Annotated in this window: 18 protein-coding genes; 8 read left to right on the forward strand and 10 right to left on the reverse strand. The window is 37.0% G+C overall.

Going from position 1 to position 21,881, the window contains the following annotated elements; translation table 11 throughout:
- Positions 1-84 precede the first annotated feature (84 nt).
- The 5 genes from H5092_RS14935 to H5092_RS14955 all read left to right on the forward strand — a co-directional run bounded on the left by H5092_RS14935 (position 85) and on the right by H5092_RS14955 (position 3,318).
- Positions 85-1,074, forward strand: coding sequence for a zinc-binding dehydrogenase (locus H5092_RS14935; RefSeq protein ID WP_182733826.1), 990 nt, complete (start codon positions 85-87; stop codon positions 1,072-1,074).
- Between the two features lie 61 nt (positions 1,075-1,135).
- Positions 1,136-1,426 carry a putative quinol monooxygenase gene (locus H5092_RS14940; protein ID WP_182693737.1) on the forward strand — a complete coding sequence of 97 codons (291 nt, stop codon included), beginning with the start codon at positions 1,136-1,138 and terminating at the stop codon, positions 1,424-1,426.
- Positions 1,427-1,438: 12 nt separating this feature from the next.
- Positions 1,439-1,858, forward strand: a complete 420-nt coding sequence (locus H5092_RS14945; protein WP_182712605.1) for a VOC family protein — start codon at positions 1,439-1,441, stop codon at positions 1,856-1,858.
- 56 nt (positions 1,859-1,914) lie between these two features.
- Positions 1,915-2,679, forward strand: coding sequence for a type 1 glutamine amidotransferase domain-containing protein (locus H5092_RS14950; RefSeq protein ID WP_182733827.1), 765 nt, complete (start codon positions 1,915-1,917; stop codon positions 2,677-2,679).
- Positions 2,680-2,724: 45 nt separating this feature from the next.
- Complete coding sequence (locus H5092_RS14955) at positions 2,725-3,318, forward strand: NAD(P)H-dependent oxidoreductase (RefSeq protein WP_182712604.1); 594 nt, start codon at positions 2,725-2,727, stop codon at positions 3,316-3,318.
- A gap of 270 nt (positions 3,319-3,588) precedes the next feature.
- Here the strand turns inward: H5092_RS14955 and H5092_RS14960 are convergent, their stop codons facing one another.
- The 7 genes from H5092_RS14960 to H5092_RS14990 form a co-directional block, all read right to left on the reverse strand.
- The gene (locus H5092_RS14960) at positions 3,589-3,741 is read right to left on the reverse strand and encodes a DUF2496 domain-containing protein (RefSeq protein ID WP_076914928.1); all 153 of its coding nucleotides are present in this window, start codon (positions 3,739-3,741) and stop codon (positions 3,589-3,591) included.
- Complete coding sequence (locus tag H5092_RS14965; RefSeq protein ID WP_002958257.1) at positions 3,725-4,006, reverse strand: late competence development ComFB family protein; 282 nt, start codon at positions 4,004-4,006, stop codon at positions 3,725-3,727. The genes H5092_RS14960 and H5092_RS14965 overlap by 17 nt, the downstream gene beginning before the upstream one ends.
- 51 nt (positions 4,007-4,057) lie before the next feature.
- Complete coding sequence (locus H5092_RS14970) at positions 4,058-4,951, reverse strand: histone deacetylase (RefSeq protein ID WP_182733828.1); 894 nt, start codon at positions 4,949-4,951, stop codon at positions 4,058-4,060.
- 13 nt (positions 4,952-4,964) lie between these two features.
- On the reverse strand, positions 4,965-5,573 hold the full coding sequence (locus H5092_RS14975) for a primosomal replication protein (RefSeq protein ID WP_182696020.1): 609 nt from the start codon (positions 5,571-5,573) through the stop codon (positions 4,965-4,967).
- A gap of 1 nt (position 5,574) precedes the next feature.
- Entirely contained in the window at positions 5,575-6,351 is a 777-nt protein-coding gene (locus H5092_RS14980) for a TSUP family transporter (RefSeq protein ID WP_002958254.1), read from the reverse strand.
- Positions 6,351-8,426 (reverse strand): ATP-dependent DNA helicase DinG, encoded by a 2,076-nt coding sequence (dinG, locus tag H5092_RS14985; protein ID WP_182733829.1) that lies wholly within the window; start codon positions 8,424-8,426, stop codon positions 6,351-6,353. The genes H5092_RS14980 and dinG overlap by 1 nt, the downstream gene beginning before the upstream one ends.
- An 84-nt stretch (positions 8,427-8,510) precedes the next feature.
- The gene (locus H5092_RS14990) at positions 8,511-10,244 is read right to left on the reverse strand and encodes a tetratricopeptide repeat-containing sulfotransferase family protein (protein ID WP_182712601.1); all 1,734 of its coding nucleotides are present in this window, start codon (positions 10,242-10,244) and stop codon (positions 8,511-8,513) included.
- A 108-nt stretch (positions 10,245-10,352) separates the two neighbouring features.
- Here H5092_RS14990 and H5092_RS14995 point away from each other — a divergent pair, with 108 nt between their 5' ends.
- From H5092_RS14995 to H5092_RS15005, 3 genes are all read left to right on the forward strand, one after another.
- Complete coding sequence (locus H5092_RS14995; RefSeq protein WP_182733830.1) at positions 10,353-12,692, forward strand: DNA polymerase II; 2,340 nt, start codon at positions 10,353-10,355, stop codon at positions 12,690-12,692.
- Positions 12,693-12,971: 279 nt separating this feature from the next.
- Positions 12,972-15,836: a TonB-dependent receptor domain-containing protein gene (locus tag H5092_RS15000; RefSeq protein ID WP_182733831.1), complete on the forward strand. Its 2,865-nt coding sequence runs from the start codon at positions 12,972-12,974 to the stop codon at positions 15,834-15,836.
- A 58-nt stretch (positions 15,837-15,894) separates the two neighbouring features.
- Positions 15,895-17,547, forward strand: coding sequence for a sulfotransferase (locus H5092_RS15005; RefSeq protein WP_182733832.1), 1,653 nt, complete (start codon positions 15,895-15,897; stop codon positions 17,545-17,547).
- Positions 17,548-17,593: 46 nt separating this feature from the next.
- Here the strand turns inward: H5092_RS15005 and H5092_RS15010 are convergent, their stop codons facing one another.
- The 3 genes from H5092_RS15010 to H5092_RS15020 form a co-directional block, all read right to left on the reverse strand.
- Positions 17,594-18,787, reverse strand: a complete 1,194-nt coding sequence (locus H5092_RS15010) for a DUF547 domain-containing protein (protein WP_182733833.1) — start codon at positions 18,785-18,787, stop codon at positions 17,594-17,596.
- Positions 18,788-18,792: 5 nt separating this feature from the next.
- Complete coding sequence (locus H5092_RS15015) at positions 18,793-20,589, reverse strand: putative 2OG-Fe(II) oxygenase (protein ID WP_182733834.1); 1,797 nt, start codon at positions 20,587-20,589, stop codon at positions 18,793-18,795.
- 63 nt (positions 20,590-20,652) lie between these two features.
- The gene (locus H5092_RS15020; protein ID WP_182733835.1) at positions 20,653-21,816 is read right to left on the reverse strand and encodes a DUF547 domain-containing protein; all 1,164 of its coding nucleotides are present in this window, start codon (positions 21,814-21,816) and stop codon (positions 20,653-20,655) included.
- Between the last annotated feature and the right edge of the window lie 65 nt (positions 21,817-21,881).

Genomic DNA, 21,881 nt, shown 5'->3' on the forward strand with positions numbered 1-21,881 from the left:
ATTAATCATTAAACCTTTGGTGTGTTTCTGGTAGTTAATTATGTTGATAATATCACTTTCGTCAATAACAAAGAGGTAAATTTTATGAAAGCAATTGCAATTAATGGCCATGGTGATGTTGATGTTCTACACGAAATCGAAGTTGATGCACCAAAACCAAAACGTGGTCATGTCGTAATTGATGTAAAAGCGACAAGTGTGAATCCTGTAGATACTAAAATCCGTAAAGGCAGTGAAGGTACTGCTGGTATGGTTTACCCTGCAATCCTTCACATGGATGTATCGGGTGTAATCAGTGAAGTTGGTGAAGGTGTAACTAACTTCAAAGTTGGTGATGAAGTGTATGGTTGTGTCGGTGGTATTGTTGGCATTCCAGGTACTCTAGCTGATAAGGTTGAAGCTGACGCTGTATTATTAGCACACAAACCTAAAACGCTTAGCTTTGGTGAAGCGGCTAGCTTGCCTTTAGTAGCAATTACCGCTTGGGAAGCAATTATTGGTCGAGCTGAAATCCAGCCGAGCGATAAAGTTTTAGTTCATGGTGGTACAGGTGGTGTAGGCCACATCGGTCTACAGCTTGCGAAAGCGCTAGGTGCACATGTTACAACGACTGTTGTAGATGAAGAACGTGCAGAAATTGCAAAACAATTGGGTGCAGACGAAACGGTTCTATTCCCTAAAGAAGAACCAAAGGAATATGTTGAAAGATTAACCAATGGTCATGGTTTCGATACTGTATTTGATACAGTGGGTGGGCCAGTTCTGCAAAACTCACTAATCGCTGCAAAACTGAAAGGGCATGTTATTTCTACAATTGGTTATGCTGATTATAACTTAACTGAAATGCACTTTAAGGCTCTTAGGTTAGATCTTGTATTTATGGCGATTTCGATTATTCACAATATCGATAGAGATACTCACGGTGACATTCTACGCCGACTTGCTGGGCTTGTAGATAAAGGCCAAGTTAAACCTTTGATTGATAGTTTCCCTTTCACTTTGGATGGAGTTAAAGCTGCTCACTCTCGTCTAGAGTCAGGATTAGCTACAGGCAAAATCGTCATTGAACGTTAATTCTCTCTTCTTGAACTAAAGGCTGTGTAAGCAGCCTTATACACCAAAATAGAGGTTAAAAATGAACAATGAAGTTATGATTGTTGTGGATATCCTATGTGAAACACAGCATTACAACACCGTTTTAAACGCAATTTATAAGTGCGCAAGTGAAAGTGTGCTTGAAGATGGGTGCGAGCGTTATGATGTTTACCCTGATACGAATGGTTCACAAAAGATCACATTGGTTGAAATGTGGCGTGACATAGATTCTTTAGAACAACATAAGAGTCTGCCGCATTATCTTCAATTACAAGCCTCATTAGAAGATAGAGTGCTATCAGTCGATATTCAAACAGCTCGTGTGTTTTAAGGTTTGTGATAAATGAAGTATCTTCACACAATGCTGCGCATATCAGATATTGAAGCATCACTGAGGTTTTTCTGTGAAGGTTTAGGGTTGAAGATTCTTAAAAGGAAAGACTACTTTAAAGATAAGTTCACTCTAATCTTTTTAGCTGCACCAGGTGATGAAAGCGCTCAAATTGAACTTACGTATAACTGGGATCCTGATTCTCTATATTCTGGACGAAACTTTGGGCACATAGCATACAGGGTTCAAAACATATATGAGACATGCGCTCATTTACAGGCACTAGGTATCGAAATAAATAGACCTCCTAGAGACGGTCACATGGCCTTTGTACGCTCCCCAGATGATATTTCAGTCGAGTTGTTACAAGCAGGTGAGCCGCTACCACAAGCTGAGCCTTGGGCTTCAATGCCAAATATTGGTAGTTGGTAAAGTATTAAATATGTAACCAACGAGTCCGTTGGTTAAATTTGTATGAGAAAGATATTATGAAATTTCTATTATTATTCATGACGCTAGTTTTCGTTGCCCCAAGCTTTGCTGCGGATAAAGTCCTTTTCGTATTTACTAGCCACAATAAGATGGGTTCGTTAGATATGAAAACTGGCTTTTGGTTAGGTGAGTTAACACATCCTTATTACGTCCTTGCTGATGCAGGCTTTGGAGTTGATGTTGCTAGTATTGATGGTGGAATGGCCCCAATAGACCCTAAAAGTCTAGATTTTTCAGATGAAAACAATGCTAGGTTTATAAATGATAAAAAGCTCATGGCTTCAATTATAAACACCATAGCAATTGAAGATGTAAACAGTGAAGATTATCAAGCGGTAGTTTATGCAGGAGGACACGGAACAATGTGGGACTTCTCGAACAATGAACTTATCAATAAGTTAACCGCTTCAATATATGAAAGAGGCGGTGTTGTAAGTGCTATTTGCCACGGGCCAGCTGCTTTTACAGATGTAAAACTTAGTAACGGACAATACGTCGTTGAAGGAAAAAAATTAGCTGCGTTTACTAACGAAGAAGAGTCAAATATTGGACTAACAGATGTGGTTCCGTTTTCACTACAGGATACTTTAATTTCTAGAGGTGCAAAGCACATTTATGGTGCAGCGTGGGTAGAAAATGTAGTGAATGATAAGCGAGTAATTACTGGTCAAAACCCACAATCTGCTCGAAAAGTTGGTGAAGAAATTCTGTCCGAACTAAAAGATATCAAATCGATTAATTCTAAGAGCTTTATTAATTAGTGGGTTGTAAGTGAAATGCTAATAAAGAATTGGAAGTAGCACCTAGTGAAAAATATCTTAATATTAAATGGCGGAAAAAGTTTCGCTCACTCTAAAGGTGAACTGAATAGTTCCCTTGCAGCCTTTGCTGAAAACTTCTTTAGACAGAGAAACTGCAATATTAGTAATACGACTATCGATAAAGGTTATGATGTTGATGAAGAAATATCTAAATGGCTATGGGCAGATTTGGTAATATTTCAGATGCCTGCATGGTGGATGGGGCCTCCATGGACTGTGAAAAAGTACATGGACGAGGTTTTCACCGCCGGACACGGGAAGTTGTATGAAAGTGACGGTAGGTCTAGAAGTGATAGTTCAAAGAACTATGGCTCTGGCGGCTTACTTCAAGGTAAAAAATACTTGCTTTCTGTTACGTGGAACGCCCCAATGGAAGCTTTCATTGATAATGAGCAGTTCTTCGAAGGAGTCGGGATAGATGGTGTGTATTTGCCAGTGCACAAAGCAAATCAGTTTTTAGGAATGGAGCCACTAGAAACTTTTATTTGTAGTGATGTCATGAAAAACCCAAAAATTCAAGCTGATATGGAACGGTACAAACTACACTTAGAGGATGCAATTGTAAACCTGATTTGGTAGTTTTAAGTGTTTCAAACAGCTTTACTCAGTGGACTTTTTGTCCCCTTATAACACCATATACATATGTTATATGGTGTTTTATGTAGATAGCTTCTGATCTTTCCCAAAATAAACACAGCGACTTTGAGTCAACACATATACAACTGTCAGATTCGATTGAGTTCTATTATTCGAATCTGACAGATCAAGTTAAGATTTATTCAAGAAAATTGATTGCACTAAGCACGAAGGTAGCGTTACCGAGCACGACATACAGATAATAGAATAGAGTTATGACTTTTCTAGCTTCTTTTCAAAGTCGCTTTTAACTATTTCAAGTGCTTTAAGTACTTCTTCTGGAGCAACATCGTGTTGCTCTAGTATCATAATTAAATCTACTGCAAGTTTCATATGTGTAGGGGCTTGATCAAGTGGACTTGTCATTTAACTCTTTCTTTTTTGATATTTGGCTGATGGCAACGTTTATTGCGGTTTGTACACGTTGTTCCATATGTATGCGTTCTGATTGCGGTAAATAAAACGCCATATCTACATCGTAGCGAATATATCGTGGCGGGAGCTGATTTAGTACCGTACAACAAAAGTCAGCCATTACATCTTCATCATATTTTTCATCAAGTTTAAGTTTGATAACTTCCTCGACTACAATCTTTTCGTAATAGTTGTGTATGTCTTCGTGTAATCGCATATTCCCACCGCTTTAAAATAATCCGTTTAACTGAGTCTATACTATGGCTTGCTATAAATCGATAGCGGCTTTAAATAGTTGTTTATGAACATTAATTAGTGAACTCAAATTACGCTGATAACCTCCGCCTAGGCCGCACATTAGTGGGATTTGGTGTTGCTTACAAAAGTTGAGAGTAAAAAAGTCGCGTTTATATACGCCATTAAGCGATACATCAAACAAGCCTAACTCGTCTTTTGTGTAAATATCAGCACCTGCATTATACAAAATAATATCGGGGTTATGAATACGCACGCAAAAATCGAGTGCTTGCTCTAATGTAGCAAGGTACTCAGCGTCGGTTGTTTTAGCGGGCAATGCAAAATCGTAGGTGGACTCTTGCTTATTACGAGGAAAATTTTGTTCACAATGAATTGAGCAGGTAATAATTTGGTCATGATTTTGAGTGATTTGTGCTGTGCCATCGCCTTGGTGTACGTCGCAATCAAAAATTAAAACAGTGTCGACTTGCTCTGTATTTATTAAATGTGCTGCTGCAATAGCTAGATCGTTAAAAATACAAAAACCGCTACCGTAATCACTGTATGCATGATGATAGCCACCACTTAAATTAGCCGAAAAACCATGTTTTAGCGCGTGTTCACTACTTTGGATGCTTGCACCAACTGATAGTAATGTGCGCTCTACCAATTCATTTGAATAAGGGAAGCCCATTTTTTTTATGGCTTTATTGCTAAGAGTCCCATTTAAAAAGTCATCTATATAACGTTGGCTATGACATAGCGAAAGTTGAGATTTGGTTGCTTTTTTAGGCTCTTGAAAGTGAATAGCCGAAACACCTAGGTTTTCTATTTCTGTTTTAAGTAACTTATACTTTTGAATAGGGAATCGATGACGTTCTGGGAGTATAAGGTCTGAATACAATGGATGATAATAAAGCTGCATAGTAAAGTGCGCCTTAACGCAGCTGCTGTTTTTCTACTTGTTGAATTTTATCTTCGGTGGCAGAAATTGCTTTTCTGCAGCGGCCTAATCGAGCGTGTGTGCTTAATATTTCAAGGTTAAGCTTTTGTGCTTTAGCAGGCGAGGCTTTATCCATTTGCATTTTTCGCTCTTCAATCATGAGCACTAAACGGCGTTCAAACTCATGGTTTTGTTTTAATTCGTCGTAAAGCTCATGGGATGATTGCATTATTTTTTGCACAGCTTGCTTATAAACGGTTTGCTTAGGGCGTGGTTTATAATGGCTTTTGTTTTCTTTAACCCAAATAGGCGTTGATTTAATAACATTGAATACAGCTTGTATTTGAGCTGCAATACGTTCAAGCGCGTAGGTATAAGCATGGCGATGCTCGCTTGGCGGTAACCTTGAAACTTCGTCTTCTATTTCTATTACGTAATCGGCTAGGTTCATGCTTTTGGTACTAAAAACTGCGCGGTCAAACAAGCTAGGTTGTGCTTGCATGTAACGATTTTTAGAAAAAAGTTTAGCTTTATCAAATTGCTCAGCTTGTTGTTTTAGCGTTGCAACTTGTTGGCGTAGTTTATCTAAAGCCATTGAATGCATATTAAAAGTAAGCCTCGTAAATTAGTTTTAATGCTAAAAGTATAACCATAGTATTAAATACTGGGCGAATAAATTTGCTACCAAAACGTATTGCTGAATGCGCCCCAAACCATGCGCCTAGCATAATAAAAAAGCCCATTGTTATGCCAAGTAAAAAGTTTACATGGCCGAGTGCAACAAAGGTAATTAAAGATATAAAGTTAGACACAAAATTCATTGAACGCGCTAAACCACAGTTGAGTAGCAGGTTCATTTTGTAAAGCATGCCATTAGAAGCAGTCCAAAATGTACCCGTACCTGGGCCTGCTAAACCATCAAAAAAGCCTAATGCTAAACCTTGTAGCCATTGTTTTATTTTCATCGCTTTGTTTAGTTTAGGAAGTTCATCGCCTTCGGTGGTGCTTAAATTACCAAATAAGCTATAGCCAGCAACTAAAATAATAATAATGGGGAGTAGTTTGTTTAAAAAATCGATACTTAAATGATCAACAATAACAGTACCTATCAATGCACCTATTGCGGTAGCAATAATGGAGGCTGCCCAAAACTTAGGACTAAATAAGTTCTTTTTATAGTATGTATAGCTTGCCGTTAACGAGCCAAAGCTAGCCGCTAATTTATTGGTGCCTAATGTTAAATGTGGAGGTAAGCCAGCAGTTAATAAAGCGGGTACAGTTAACATGCCACCGCCACCGGCGATAGCGTCTATAAAACCTGCGGCAAGTGCAACAGCACATAAAACAGCCCAGGTTGTTGGATCGAGTGCGAGTTCAAACATTAATAATCTATTTGTCTTTTAAAAGGTGGTAGGGTGTCGAGCATGGCTTTACCGTATCGCTTAGTAACTAAGCGTCTATCGAGAATAGTAATACAGCCTTCATCACTCTCTTTTCGCAGCAGTCTACCACAGCTTTGTACCAATTTCTTTGCGGCATCTGGCACGGTAATCGTTAAAAACGGGTTACCACCTTTGCTTTGTACAAATTCTGCTTGCGCTTCTTCTATTGGCGAAGTAGGTACAGCAAACGGAATTTTAGTAATTATTAGGTTCTCTAAATATTTACCTGGTAAATCAAGACCTTCCGAAAGGCTCTGGGTTCCAAATAAAATACTGCCTTTGCCTTCGTCTACATTTTTAGTGTGTAATTTAAGCAATGCTTCTCGCGACATCTCACCTTGTACTAATAAGTTAAAACCTTTTGTTCTAAGAAACTTTGTTACGTGGTCCATTTGCCAGTAAGAAGCGAATAGTACAAGGTTCGCTTTTTTATCATTTAGGTACTCTGGTAAAGTTTTAGCTAGGTGATCACTAAAGTCTTTATCGGTAGGTTCTACTTTAGATACCGGAATACGTAAAGTGGCTTGTTTTGGGTAATCAAAAGGAGAAGGTACTTTAATAAATTTAACGCCTTCTTCTTTAGCAAGTCCTGTTTCGTAAGCAAAGTGATCAAACGAGTCCAGTGCACTTAATGTCGCAGAGCACAAAACAGCGCCCGCGCATTCTCGCCACAATTTATCTTTTAGGTAATAACCGACCTCGATAGGGCAGTCGCTTAATAAGTGGTCGTGATGGCTTTTATATTCAAGACGTTTTATCCATCGTGCATGGGGAGCACCTTCGCCTTTTTTTGCGTAACTAAACCATAGTTTGTTTAGTTGCTCTAAGCGGTTTATGTATTGACCGCTTTCGCCTAGTATTGGGTCGGCAACGTAAGGTTTTATGTCGCCGTCGCTTACATCTTGGGTAAGGGTGTCGTGCATTTTGTTTAAACAGCGCAGCGCATCTTGCGTGGCTTCGCTTATGTCTTTTGCTTTACTGTGCAGCGATTGTGGAATTTCACCGTGCTCAAAGCGATAAGTATCGTCTTTCGAATATTCAAAGTCGGCATTATCAAGGATATCGCGAACTACTTTTAAATCTTTATTCGCGTCATTAATGCTGTCGCAAAGTTTAAAGTTTTGGCCAATGGCTCTTTGCCCTACTAAAACCTTCGCCATTTTCCCGCTAAACTTGGTGAGCTTATCAAGCCATTCTATTGTGCCTTTAATTGTTGCTGCGGCCGATGAAAAATCGCGTGTTATATGTGCTAAATGGTGCGCTTCATCAATTACATAAATGGTGTTGTCGGGCTCTGGTAAAATTTTACCACCGCCTAGGTCTAAATCGGCAAGTAATAAAGAGTGATTAATTACCAGTACGTCCATTTGCATTAATTGATTACGAGCAAGCTGAAACGGACATGTTTGATGGGCCTTCATTTGGCGTTGGCATGAATGTTTATCGCACGCTATTAAGTTCCACACTCTATCGGGTACGGTATCGGCCCAACTGTCTCTATCGCCTTGCCATTTTTTATTCACATATGCGTTATATAGCTCATTCAAACACTTGGTTTCCATTGCGCTCAATGGTGAAGTAAGCGTTGGCATAAAGTCCATTTGTGTTTGGCTATCGCCGTTTACAGCATTATGTAATTTGTGAGCGCAAATATAACGATGGCGACCTTTTACCAAATCAAATTTAAAGTCGAGGCCTGAATGCTTTTTAAAAAATGGGAGCTCTTTTGCTATTAATTGTTCTTGCAGTGCAACGGTTGCGGTAGAAATAACTAGCTTCTTTTTTTGCGCTAAGGCAAGAGGCAACGCGCCTAAACAATAGGCAAGAGACTTACCGGTACCGGTGCCTGCTTCAATTACGCAAATGCGCTGCTTTTTATGGTATTCGCCAGCAAGTGTTTTTGCTATTTCGGCTACAAGATAATTTTGACTGCTACGAGGGCGATAATCTTTTAGGTTACTAGCCACATGCTGGTGTACTTGCCTAATTGTTTTTTTTAGTGAGTCAGAAAGCATGGGATGATTTACCTAAAGTATGTATATAATTACAGTGCTATGGATTTTAGAGTTATAAGAGTGTAACTACAAGCAGCTTGTTTACTAATTTAGCCTATTAAGCAGTGGCGTTAGATGATTTGCATATTTTTTCCAGTCAGTCAGCGCTTCTTTGTAAATTGGCTTACGTACTTGTTCTGAACTGGGAGTTAAAACAGGGCGTTGGTTATTATAAAACTCATAACATGCTTGCTCTACTACTAAATTGCAATGTTCAAATAAATCATTAACCGTTTCAGTGAAGTTGTTTATTAAGCTTTCATAATTAATTGTATATATTTCGTCAGGATATACGCTATGCCAATGTGTCATCAGCTTATAATATTCATTCATGTAGTGAGCTAAATCTTCCTGATCGTAGCTATAACTATGGCCTTGTGAAAATGAGTGCTTATAAAGGCTCCATGCAGTCGCTTTTTTATCTCGTTGTACATCGATTATTTTTGCATTAGGGAATAAAGTTTTGATAAGAGCAATATGTTGAAAGTTGACTGGTTGTTTATCAATAAAGTAAGGCTTGTTATTGCGAAAAGGTTCAATGAATTTTAAGTAGCGTTTGGCTAATGTTGCCAAGTGCTCTTGAGTCAAACTATTTAGCTTATAAGGTACGTTGCTTTTTATCTGAAGGTTTTCTAACTCTACTGCAATAGAATTGATTTCTGATAATTCATAGCTAGCGTCAACATGGCTATGCGATGCCAGTATTTGCTCAATAAGTGTAGAGCCACTTCTAGGCAAGCTTACAATAAATATCAGCTGGACTTCATTTTCGGTTGAGGAATGTACTGTATTGGCTACTTTTTTGGTTAGGTATTTTTTACAGCGCTCATTAAAGTCATTAGTAATGTAAGGGGTAAGTGACTTTTGTAAATCGTTACTTATTCTTAGCTGCAAAAAGGCATCTTCGTATCTGCTATGTTGTTCATATGCTTTAGCTAAAGCAAAGTGAAGTTGTGCTCTATTTAATTTATTTGAGTCTATTGTTATCTGCTGTTCTAAATTAGCTATATTGAGCTGAGTGAAAGTATATGTTTTTAAGTTTGCTAAGTTCCAATAGGCTTCGCCGATATGGGGAGCTAGTTTTATTGTTTTGCAATAGTACGCAATAGCACTTTGGTTATTGCCAATTATCTTTTCTATGTTTCCAAGTCTTAAATTGCAATATGCGGGGTAATAATTTTTATTTAACAAAGATTGGTAATTTAGAGATGCATTTTTGAAGTCCATCATTTTTACATAGGCAGCAGCGAGTAGACTTTGGGATTGTGGTAGTAAAGTAACTAATTTGGTCGACCTATTATAAAAAGAGATTAGCTCTAAATATTGCTTTGTATTAAATAATGCTTCAATGTGCGCATCATAAGCGGCTGATTTTGTGCTATTTATATTTATATTATGAGAAGTAATAGCCAAATACGTTTTTAAGTCGTTTGCCTGAAAAGCTATTTTACTTAATAACACTAAAACACGGTATTCATTCGCTACAAGCTTGAGCAACTCATGGGCAATGTTTTCTGCTGGTTTTAATTCTTTGTTTAATAGATGCTGATTCGCTTTATCTAAACGTTGGTTAAACCAAGCAATCATCTCATATTGTTTAATGGCTTGTTGGTATTGCTCTTGCTCTTTTAACTGTCGATGTACTTGGGCTAATACTTGCCAAGCTTGATGGTGCTCTGGTGCAGTTTGAATTAAAGATAATATTATTTTTTTGGCTTGTTGAAGCTTGTTTTGTTGAAGGAGATTATTAGCGTGTTGGATAATTTCAGAAGGGCTCATTGAATGCTCATATTATTTTTTCTTAAGACTAACTTAGAAAGAAATAAAATATAACCTGCTTTACAAATTTTATTTTTGTCGTTTTTTATTACAAGGCTTATTTCATTAATGCACTTAGACTCGGGGTTTATTCTCTCTACAGAAACAGTTGATTCACCTTTGGGCGTAAGTTTTGTTATTTGGCTTTTAACTGAAAAAGGGCCATTAAAAGCAATTAGCTTACCAGAGTCAGTTGTTTTTTTTATCAAGTTAAAGGATAAAGCGACGGTAGAAAAAGTACTGCGGCTCTCAGATGTTTCTTTTGAAATTGTCCCTGTAGAATTAAAAGATTTTCAGCAGGGGACTGTGGCTGGTTGCTACTTTAAATCACTTAAACATTACTACAATGCGTTAAAAGCTCTAAGCGCAGAGGGCATTGTGACATACGAAGATGACATACGCCCTATAGATCGCTTTTTAATGGAGCGATTTATTAAAGGCTCCACATGGGTGAGAGGAGATATTACACAAAAAGACGGATATAGGCTGTTAACCAATTGCCAATTTAAAAATAACCCAGATGTAAATCCTAAGTTTAAAACAGTTTCTTTAGACATCGAGTGCAATGGAGAAGGGGTATTATTTTCCATTGGTTTGGTCGGTCATGGCATTGATTGTGTATTAATGATTGGCAGTCCTATTAAATATAGTGATGCAATTGAAATAATATGGTGTGTTGATGAAATCGATCTTTTACAAAAATTACAGCACTTTATAGCAAAAACAGATCCAGATCTTATTATTGGTTGGAACGTCATTGAGTTTGATTTTTCTGTTCTTCACTCCAGAGCTGAAACTCTAGGTATAGAATTGCGTCTTGGACGTAATAACGAAAAAATAAAAATACGAGTAGGCCATTATACTCGATTAACTATACCAGGAAGAGTTGTTATAGACGGTATAGACACGTTAAAAAATGCGACCTACCACTATGATAGCTTTAGCCTGTCAAATGTAGCTGCTAAGGAGCTTGGTGAGAAAAAGTTCATCAGTTCAAGTGACCAGCTAGCAGAAATTGAACGCCAATTTAATGATAATAAGTTATCCCTTGCGAAATACAATAGACAAGATTGCGTACTGGTTCTACGTATTTTTAACAAATTAAATTTACTTGATTTTGCTGTTGTTAGGAGTCAATTAACGGGGCTTGAACTTCATAGAATGGGCGGTTCAGTCGCTTCATTTGTTAACCTTTATCTGCCCTTACTTCACCGAAGTGGTTATGTTGCACCTAATTTAGGAGATCATGGCTTAAGTTTTGATAGTCCTGGAGGGTATGTAATGTCTTCAAAACCGGGGTTTTATAAAAATGTACTTGTACTCGACTTTAAAAGCTTATATCCATCAATTATGCGTACTTTTTGTATAGACCCTCTTGGTTTAATTGAGGGGTTGCTCAATCCAAAAGATGCAATCCCAGGATATAATAATGCACTTTTTTCAAGACATAAAAATCATTTACCAGCCCTTATAAAAACTCTATCAATAACAAGACAAGAAGCAAAAGATAGCCAAAAACCTATGTTATCGCAGGCTATAAAAATTATTATGAATAGCTTATATGGAGTGCTTGGTTCTCGGGGGTGTCGCTTTTACGATCCACGTCTTTCAAGTTCAATCACACTACGTGGGCACGATATAATGCAAACCACAAAAAAATGGATAGAGGAGTGTGGGTACAATGTAATTTATGGCGATACAGATTCAATATTCATTACTTTGGATGACGGTTTGAATACGCTTCAATGCGATGAAATTGGTAAACAATTAGCTATTAATATCAATCAACAGTGGGTACAAGAAATTAGTCAGAAGCACGACTTAGAGAGCTTTTTGGAGATTGAATTTGAAACCTTATACAGTCCTTTTTTTATGCCTACAATTAGGGGGAAAACGATGGGCTCTAAAAAACGATATGTAGGTCAAAAAATTAACAAAAATCACAATGAGCTAGTATTTAAAGGTGTTGAAGCAGTTCGAAGTGATTGGACTGAGTTCGCTCAAGAGTTTCAAGTAGAGTTGTTTGAAACTTTGTTCAGTAGTGACTATAAAATAAGCCTTTTAGAGGAGTTAGTTAATTCTTACTCTAGGCGTTTACAAAATGGAGAATTTGACGATAAATTAATTTATAGAAAAAGGTTAGGACAAAATTTAACTGAATATAAAAAGAATATTCCACCACATGTCCAAGCAGTTAAAAAATATAAAGCCCAGAACCCAAATTTTGAGGTGAAACGAGGGCAAATTATAGAGTATGTTTACACATTTGATGGACCAGAGCTCAGTGATACAAATAAAAGACTGAATTATCCTTTGTATATAAAAAAACAATTAGACCCAATAGCCGAAATGATTTTTAGTGCTATGGAAGTGACGCTATCAAAGAGCACTCAAACCTCTCTCTTTTAAGTTACCGTAAGCTAAAAGTTAACCTTTGTGAATTCAATCCCCCCTTTTTTTATAATTTCCCTTAATGCAGTAATGGCGCTATTTAATAATACCAATGTAAATTTTTTGATTTTAAAATTGTAATGCTTTAGCTTTGAAAGTGTTGGTAATTAACAATAAGTTAATTTTATGTTGACCGCATTGTATTGCTGGTATTATCATAACGTATGATTACCATTTATTAACAAATGGTAATCAAGCAAAAAATATAAAAAATATAAAGTATTCTGGGAGAATCGAATGTTAAATAATAAAGTTTCAAAAGCAGTTCGCTTAGCGATAGCTTTCGGTACAGCTTCAACAGCTGCTTTTTCAGCAAGTTCGTTTGCTGCTGATGAAGAAAAAGTTGATAAGGTTGAACGAATTGAAGTTACTGGTTCACGTATCAAACGTACAGATATGGAAACAGCTAGCCCAGTGCAAGTAACAACTGCTGAAGAAATTGCTGTTGCAGGTTTTACTCGTGTTGAAGACATGATGAATAGCTTACCGCAACTAGAAGCGTCTAATACTTCTTTCCAATCAAATGGTGCTTCGGGAACTGCAACTCTTGATTTACGTGGTATGGGTCCTCAGCGTACTCTTGTTCTTGTAAACGGTCGTCGTATGCAAGCTGGTGGTATTTACACACAATCAGCTGATATTAACCAAATTCCTGCTGCGCTAATTAAACGCGTAGATGTAATGACTGGTGGTGGTTCATCTACTTACGGTGCAGACGCTGTTGCTGGTGTTGTAAACTTTGTAATGAACGATCAGTTTGAGGGTTTTGAAGTTAATGTAGGTACAACTGCTTACCAACATAATAACGATAATGAATACATGCAAGGCCTAATGGATGATGCTGGCTTTGAATATGAAGAAGGTAATACGGGTCTTGATGGCGCGTCATTTGATTTTGCAGCGACTCTAGGTGGTGCATTTGATAGTGGTAGGGGTCATGCAGTAGCTTACTTTACTTACAACAGACAAAATGAATTACGCCAAGGTGCACGTGATTACTCATCTTGTGCTCTAAATGCTGCTGGTACAGCTTGTGGTGGTTCAGGTAATGCTGTTAACCCTAACTTTTATATCTCAGCTCCTAACGCTGACGGTGTTGTAGACTTTGGTGAAGGCCAGTACGAATACTGGACTCTAGGTCAAGATAGCAGCTTTATTCCTTCAGTTGGTAATACATATAACTACGCGCCAATTAACCACTTTATGCGTCCTGATGAACGTCATACATTAGGTATGTTTGCTAACTACGAAATCAATGATAGCTTCCGTCCGTTCATGGAAGCAATGTTTATGCGTAACCGCACTACAGCGCAGATTGCTGAGTCTGGTACGTTCTTTAATGATAATTACTCAATTGATTTTGATAGCCCATTATTAAATGATACACAACGTGCACAACTAACTGAGCGCTTTGGATTGACTTCTGGTGATCAGTTTGCAACTTATATTGGTAAGCGTAACGTTGAAGGTGGCCCTCGTGCAGACAGCCTTGAACATAACTCTTTCCGTTTAGTATTAGGTAGTAAAGGCGAAATTAACGACCTTTGGTCTTACGAAGCATTTGCTCAATACGGTTCAACTTCATCTTCTTCAGCATATGAAAATGATTTCTTTGGTCCGCGTATAATCACCGCTTTATCAGCAAATGGTGAAGATTGTAGCGCGACTTCTGGTTGTATTCCGTACGATGTTTTTCAGTTTGATGGTGTAACTGAAGAAGCTGCAGGGTCACTTACTGGTACGGCAATCTTGAACGGTGTTACTGAGCAATTGATTGTAAGTGGTTTTGTTACTGGCGAATTCGATTTCTCACTTCCATCTTCAGAGTACCCAGTTGCTGCAGTATTTGGTGCAGAGTATCGTGAAGAAACATTCAGTAGAACAGCTGATGAAGTATTTGCACAAGGTCTATTACTAGGCCAAGGTGGTACTACTAAGAGTTTAAATGGTGGTTATCAAGTACGTGAAGTGTTTGGTGAGCTTAGCCTACCAATCGTTGAAGATTTACCGTTAGTTGAAAGTTTACTTGTTGAATTAGGCTACCGTTGGTCAGACTATAGCACTTCAGGTGCTGAGCCGACTTATAAAGTGGCAATGAACTGGGATGTAACAGGCGATTGGAAAATTCGTTCAAGCTACAACCGTGCAGTTCGTGCAGCAAACAATGGTGAGTTATTTGCTCAACAAAGCACTGGTTTATGGGCCGGTACTGATCCATGTGCTGGTACACCAAGCCTAACAGCTGCTGAGTGTGCAAATACAGGTGTTTCTGCAAGTCAGTACGGCAATGTAGGTAAGAGCCCTGCGGATCAATATAATGCTCTGTTTGGTGGTAACCCAGATTTATCTCCAGAAATCGCTGATACTATTACTTTAGGTGTTGTTGGTAACCCATTTGAAAACTTCAACTTCTCAATCGATTACTGGGATATTGAACTTGAAGACGCGATTGGTAATATTGACCCAGAAATTCTAGTTACACAATGTGGTAAAAGCGGCGCGGCTGTATTTTGTGATAACGTAGACCGTACACCTGGTAGTGGTAGCCTTTGGATAGGTTCTGGCCAAGTTGTTGCTACAAATACTAACTTAGGTAATATCCATTACGAAGGTATCGATTTAAGCGCAAACTACGATATGGAAATTGCTGAAGGTACATTAAAAACTAGTATCATTGGTACCTACATGTTAACTAAGGAATTTGATAATATTCCTGGTGTAAGTGAAGTATATGACTGTGTTGACTCATTAGATAACGGTTGTTTCCCTCAACCAGAATGGCGTCATGTTGTATCTGCTAGCTACGACACGGGCAGCTGGTGGAGAGCTACTGCTAAATGGCGTTTCTTCAGCGGTGTAAACGATTACACTGGCGCTGATACATTAGTACAAGACGACGGTATTAGCTCACAAAGCTATATTGACCTTAAAGGTACATTTACTATTAATGATTACACGTCTTTATTAGTAGGTGTTAACAACGTTATGGATAAAGAGGCACCTCTAGTTGGTGGTTCATTATCAACAAACGCAAATGCTATTGCTGGTTACTACGATTCGTTAGGTCGTTACTTCCATGCGAGCCTTTCATTAAAATTCTAATTTGAATTAATTAATGTATATTAAGCGAGCTTAGGCTCGCTTTTTTTATGGGGAAAAAATGAAATCGGTAAAAGAAAGTTTACTGTTTGCAATACAGCAATTGAATAGTGGAAAGATTGTGGCAGGAAAAGCAACCCTAGAAGGTTTATGCGACAACCCTGAAGTTAATGAGCAAGCTTTAGCTGTATTGTTTAAAGTAGCTATGAATGAAGGAGATTTACTAAAAAGTAAGGAAGTTTGTAGAAGACTCATTTCATTAGCCCCCAAAAAATTCGATTATGTAAATACTCTTTGTCAGTTATATGCCGCCAGTAATGAATTCTCTTTAGCAATAGACTTACTTAAAAAATACACTGAAATAGTACCGGATAGCGCAATGTCGTATTTTCAATTGGGTGAAATGGCAAAAAAAGATGGCAATGGTATTCTTGCAAGTACATCTTTCTTAGCAGCTATCGAGCTTGGTTACCACGACATATATACCGCTTATGTGGAGTTAGCATCCGTCTACTCTGAGCTTTTAATTGATTATGGGACTGCGACTAATTATTTACAGCAGGCAATTACAGTTGAACCAAATAAAATTAATGCCTATTTTAATCTTGCTAATATATATGAGCAGCTTGGTGATAAGCAAAACTGTTTAAAGAGCTTTAATCAGGTATTAAAGATAAATCCTTTATATGGTCTGGCGCATGCGAGAATTGCTGATATACAAACATTTAATAAAAAAGAAGCGTTAGAATACGAACTAAAAAGCCTATCTATTTTAGAAGCTACAGAAGGTGATGTGTTAAAAGCTGATATGTATTATGCGCTTGGAAAAGCTTTTGACGATAGCAAAGATTATGAAAAATCATGGTCTTATTATACTAAAGCCAATAGTTTTAATCGAAAATATATCCCGCAATACAACAGGGTTGATATCGAAAATCAAGTAAGTAACACACTAGCAAGAGAGCTTAGTAACGTAAAAAGTAAGACTGGCGATATTGTTCCAATTATTATTTGTGGCATGTTTAGGTCTGGTTCAACCTTAATAGAACAAATAATTTGCACTTCTGAGGTGATTAGCAATGGAGGAGAGATTGATTACTTGCATAAGCAACTATTCAATCTAATTGATAAGCCTAAAGTGCTGTCAAGCACGGTTAACTCAACATTATTTCAGCAAGGTTATGAGAAAGAATTAAAGTTAAGAGCGGGAAAAAGTAGTCTTGTTACTGATAAACGGCCTGAGAACTACTTATACATTGATATAATTAAAATGATGTACCCTGAAGCAAAAGTTATTTGGACACAGCGCGATATTAGAGATAACAGTTTATCAGCTTACTTTCAACATTTAGGCCCAAGTTTGAATTATGCGACCGCACTGAATGATACAGTGCACTATCATAAAGCGCAGCAGCGTGTTAAAGCACATTGGCTAAAAAAGTATCCTAATGATATTTTTACAGTCAATTATGATGAACTTGTTTCAAAGCCCGAGGGGGTATTATTGCCTCTGTTCGAATTTTTAGGCGTAAAATATCAAGGTGAAAGCGGTTTATTTCATCAACAAAAAAATATTGTAAGTACTGCTAGTGTTTGGCAGGTGAGAAAGCCTCTTTATACATCTTCATCGGGAAGATATAAAAATTTCAGTAGATATATTAAAGAAAGCTTATCTATTTCTGATTTTGAAGAGTTTAATAATGTATTAGATTAATCACTGAGAGTATTCAGCACTCAATAGAGCGCTGAATACAATTTAATTATTTAGTGGGTAAGTCTTTTATTTTAACACTACTACTATTGATTTTTTTCTTGAGACGAAGCTTATTAATTTTGTCTAATACTGCAGGTGAAAAGCGAGATTGAGAGCTAACTTTAGAGGATAACATATCGCTTAGGAAGCTAAGATTCATAGCGCCTGCACCAGGCACGTTACTATTGGCTGCTACGGCATTTAGTAAGGCCGCTTTGTTGGTGGCATTACCCTCACCAAATGAGCGCTCAGTGCCGTATATGTCGGTTACATTCCAGTCCTCAATAGCTAGAATTAATTCTTCCGAATCTTCTACTTGTGGGTTAATAGAAGAATCAGAATAGTTTAAAATATGCTTTAGTAGATCGTTCTCAAAGTCAGGAAATAAAATTTTTGCTTGATCATAAAAAATAGAAACGTTTAGACGATTTCTTTTAACTTGAACGCCTCGGTTGGAGTTTACAAACTCTTCAGCATTACCTGAAAGTTGTTTATATACCTTATCAGCTGTGTAAGCTTCGTTACGTAAATTCGGACTTCCGATTATCCCTTGATAGAAGCCATACATTACTATTTTCTTATTCCCAAATTTCTTAAAAACGATATCATGTTGAATATTATTAAGTGACAAGGTATGGCCTGAAACATTTATAAATTTATCGTTTAGTATTGAGTTTTCACCTTCGAGTAATTTTTTTGCATTTCGAACTGGGTAATGTTCAATTAACTTTTCAATAATGGCTGTATTATATAAGTTTAGCCAATAAGCTAATTGCTCATCTAAGGTTAATGCGTTTAAAGGGACTTCTTCAGGTACTTTTTCTAGGCTTTGGCGAATTACTTTAAAACCTAGCTTAATATCCGATTTTACAACTTCTTCGAAATAAAAGCGGTTAGCCTCTAAAGCCGTATCTCTGTCTCTATTAGATCGTAACCTTGTGCCATTACCTACTATTGGTTTTAGAATAGTCCTATCAGATAAACCCATGTCAATAACGGTTAACTCTAGGAGTTGGTCTAGGTCTTCATAAGATATGCTTATATCCCTATTTAAGCCAAAATCTGAAAACTCTTCGGGTAAAGAGAATTCTTCAGCTTTCACTGGAATAAAAACAATAGCGATTATAAGTAGCAAGCATTTTATCATGATCAATCCTTTGTTTTTGTTTATTTTTATAGCACTAGTTTGAATTTCAATCAACTAGATTAACCAATTGGCATAATATCGCTAGGTATTGTTAAGCGAGGTCTATCGCTTTTAAGCTCATTTGTGCCATGCCAAATATAGCTAGGAAAAATGATAATTTGTCCACTTTCAGGGCATATCTCGCGATCTATTGATTCTCTTTTTCCTAGATCAAGACATGTTTCTCCTAACTTTAACCAGCCATTTTTAAGTGGATCATTTTTACTCATTTCATCAGGTATAGAAATATAGCTGGGTGCTGACAACCAACCGTGAGGATGAATATGATTGGCATGATATCCTCCATTTTCTAGTTTTACTGACCAGCTGCCTTTGGCAGTAAAGTTTAGGCTATTTCTTGCCGTTAATGGGTGCATACTATCTGCTGGTAAATCATTTAAGTAAGTAGATATACATGACTCCATTGACTGCTTAAATAATGAGAGTAACGTATTAGAGCGATAGAGTAAGTGTCCTTCAGTTTGACTTCCTCTTCTAACACTTTGATCAAGCGGGTCTTGTTCTTTAGTGTGTAGAGTAAGTAATAGTTCCTTGAGTTCCTTCCCAAAAGAGTCAAACGACTTGTAGCCTTTAGGCGTAGGTAGAGCCATTGTTTTAACAAACATATCGTAATTAGTTAACCAATGATATTTATCGTCTTTAGCTAAGCGCCAAGCTGTGGATAAATAAGCCCAGATTTCTTGATCAAAAGGGTTGTGTTTAACTGCAGTGTTTAAGTGCAATATTGCTTTTTTATATTCAAAATTTTCAATACAGTAGTTTGCCAAATCTACACTATATCTTGCTGATTGGGGAGCCTGTGATACAAGCTCATCTAATATAATGAATGCTTTATCACTTTGCCCATGCTTACCTAAAATGATGCCATGAGCATGTTTTATGTCTAAGTTATCAGGGAAGAGCCTAATTGCTTGTGAAGATACATCAAGGGCTTGATTAAAATCTTTAAAATGTAAAAGCTGAGCTAGTTGTGATTGAACTAGTTGTGGGTTTTTAGCATGATTTAAGAATGTACTATTGTAGGAGCTCATAAGGGCTGATTTGTTTGCACGATCCCAGTATAATTTATTTAAACACTCATGCGCAGGTATATAGTTAGGAGCCTGTTCAAGACATCGTTTTAAATACTGCTCTGAGAGCTCAAACTTTAGTAAATCATAGTAAGTACAGCCAATCAAAAAGTTAACCTCGGGGCTATACTTGTTCTGCTTATCGCTTAGCATTAAAAATATATCTAAAGCATTGTCAAATTTACCCATATTGCGAAAATTACAAGCACGTTTATATTTAAATAAAAATTGATTTTTTAAATCGGCAGGTAAAGATAGATAATAGCTTTCAACTAATTCTAAGTCACCCAAACGTTCTAGTAATTCAAGCTTTAACCAGTGATATCTCTCTTTTAAGGTTTCATCAGATACGGTTTTAGAAAGTTCCTTTTTTGCTTGTAACAACTGGTTGGTTTTGATCAAGCTTTCTATAAAATTCAGAGATACCTTTTTGCTTAATGCCAAATATCTTGTGTTTTTTAAAAAGTTTAAACATAACGAATGTTTAGCAGTTCTGCACAGCAAGTTTGTATAGTTTTCAATTAGAGGGAGGGATGAAGGAAACTTATTTACTGCGTAAGAATATGTTTGTTCGGCATTTTCATTTTGGTTAAGTGCGCTATATGTAGCGGCAAGTAAAATATACCAATCAACAGTTTTAATATCACATTTGTTTAAAAAAAGAATAGCTTGGTTATATTGGCGTGAATTATAAGCAGCGAGCGCAGAGTTAAGAAAGTTAGACATAAAACACCCTATTTTTCGTACCATGTTAACAGGGTGTTTTTTAAAGTTAAATAATAAAATTTATTAAAGGTCTTTTATTTTTACAGAGCCACTATTATCAGTTTCTTTTAGCTTGAGAGCTCTAATTTTTTCGAGCATTTCTGGAGAAAAGCGGCCAAAGTCCATCGTTTTCTCCGAAATAGAATTAGATAAAAAGCTTATGTTAACAGCACCTAGTCCTGAACCTGCGCCATCAGCTCCTATTGGTTTTGATGAGTTATTTGCAACAGCATTGAGCATGGCGGCAGGATTTGTTGACGCTGCGCCACCAAACTTTCGCTCTGTGCCATAAATATCAGTGATTCTCCAATCTTCAATACCTATTTTAAAGCTCTTAGCATATTTTATATCAGAGCTCATTGGCGGGTTTGCATAGTCTTTTAGGTGCTCTCGTAAATCTTTCTCGAAGTTTTCGAATAATGGTTTAACTTGCTCATAGTACTTAGAAGCATAAAGGCGATTTTTTCGCTTGATACTAGTTCCTCTATTTGAATTGACGAATTCTTCAGCGTTTTCAACTAATTGATGATAAACCTTGTTTCCTTTATATGCTTCGGCACGAATGTTAGGACTTCCTATATTTCCTTGATAAAACCCATACATAACTATTGGTTTTTTTATACCAAACTTTTTAAAAACAATATTTTGTTGTATATCGTTTAAAGAAAGTTTATGGCCAGCAACATTTAAAAACTCATCCTCTAAAATTGAATTGCTGCCAAAGAGTAAATCTTCTGTATCGCGAATAGGATAGTGTGTGATTAGTTTTTCTAACATGGCTGTATTGTACAGGTTTAACCAATAAGCAAGTTGCTCATCAAGGCTGAGTTCGTTAAGTGAGATTTCATTTGGCAGACTTTCTAGGCTAACTCTGATCTTATAAAAACCGTCTTTAATCTCTGATTTTGTTACTTCTTCAAAGAAGAAACGATTTGCTTCTAATGCTGTGTCGTTATTTTTATGCGACTTCATTCTTGTACCGATGGAGGCTTGAGAATTTAGTTTGGAACGATCTGATGCTCCAGTATCAATTACAGTAAAACTTAGAAGAGTATCTAAGTCATCATATGAGACAGTAATATCTCTATTTAAACTAAAATCTGAAAATTCTTCCGGAAGCTCTTTTAAGTTAGCGAAAGCCGAGAATGAGATAGTGAGTATTAAAATACATACGAGGTGAGTTTTCATAGCAATTCCTTTGTTTGTTAGGAACACCATAATCTACAAATGTTAATTCACTTTCAAGTTTTGCT

This window comes from Pseudoalteromonas sp. SR41-7, assembly GCF_014163935.1.
Classification (GTDB): Bacteria; Pseudomonadota; Gammaproteobacteria; order Enterobacterales; family Alteromonadaceae; genus Pseudoalteromonas; species Pseudoalteromonas distincta.

What these genes read in the sequence shown, in the direction of transcription:
- H5092_RS15000 (WP_182733831.1), top strand. Translation starts at nt 12,972, where the DNA reads ATGTTAAATAATAAAGTTTCAAAAGCAGTTCGCTTAGCGATAGCTTTC.
- H5092_RS14990 (WP_182712601.1), bottom strand. Translation starts at nt 10,244, where the DNA reads ATGAGCCCTTCTGAAATTATCCAACACGCTAATAATCTCCTTCAACAA.
- dinG (WP_182733829.1), bottom strand. Translation starts at nt 8,426, where the DNA reads ATGCTTTCTGACTCACTAAAAAAAACAATTAGGCAAGTACACCAGCAT.
- H5092_RS14940 (WP_182693737.1), top strand. Translation starts at nt 1,136, where the DNA reads ATGAACAATGAAGTTATGATTGTTGTGGATATCCTATGTGAAACACAG.
- H5092_RS15005 (WP_182733832.1), top strand. Translation starts at nt 15,895, where the DNA reads ATGAAATCGGTAAAAGAAAGTTTACTGTTTGCAATACAGCAATTGAAT.
- H5092_RS15015 (WP_182733834.1), bottom strand. Translation starts at nt 20,589, where the DNA reads ATGTCTAACTTTCTTAACTCTGCGCTCGCTGCTTATAATTCACGCCAA.
- H5092_RS14995 (WP_182733830.1), top strand. Translation starts at nt 10,353, where the DNA reads ATGCACTTAGACTCGGGGTTTATTCTCTCTACAGAAACAGTTGATTCA.
- H5092_RS14935 (WP_182733826.1), top strand. Translation starts at nt 85, where the DNA reads ATGAAAGCAATTGCAATTAATGGCCATGGTGATGTTGATGTTCTACAC.
- H5092_RS14945 (WP_182712605.1), top strand. Translation starts at nt 1,439, where the DNA reads ATGAAGTATCTTCACACAATGCTGCGCATATCAGATATTGAAGCATCA.
- H5092_RS14980 (WP_002958254.1), bottom strand. Translation starts at nt 6,351, where the DNA reads ATGTTTGAACTCGCACTCGATCCAACAACCTGGGCTGTTTTATGTGCT.
- H5092_RS14950 (WP_182733827.1), top strand. Translation starts at nt 1,915, where the DNA reads ATGAAATTTCTATTATTATTCATGACGCTAGTTTTCGTTGCCCCAAGC.
- H5092_RS14960 (WP_076914928.1), bottom strand. Translation starts at nt 3,741, where the DNA reads ATGACAAGTCCACTTGATCAAGCCCCTACACATATGAAACTTGCAGTA.
- H5092_RS15020 (WP_182733835.1), bottom strand. Translation starts at nt 21,816, where the DNA reads ATGAAAACTCACCTCGTATGTATTTTAATACTCACTATCTCATTCTCG.
- H5092_RS14965 (WP_002958257.1), bottom strand. Translation starts at nt 4,006, where the DNA reads ATGCGATTACACGAAGACATACACAACTATTACGAAAAGATTGTAGTC.
- H5092_RS14975 (WP_182696020.1), bottom strand. Translation starts at nt 5,573, where the DNA reads ATGCATTCAATGGCTTTAGATAAACTACGCCAACAAGTTGCAACGCTA.
- H5092_RS14970 (WP_182733828.1), bottom strand. Translation starts at nt 4,951, where the DNA reads ATGCAGCTTTATTATCATCCATTGTATTCAGACCTTATACTCCCAGAA.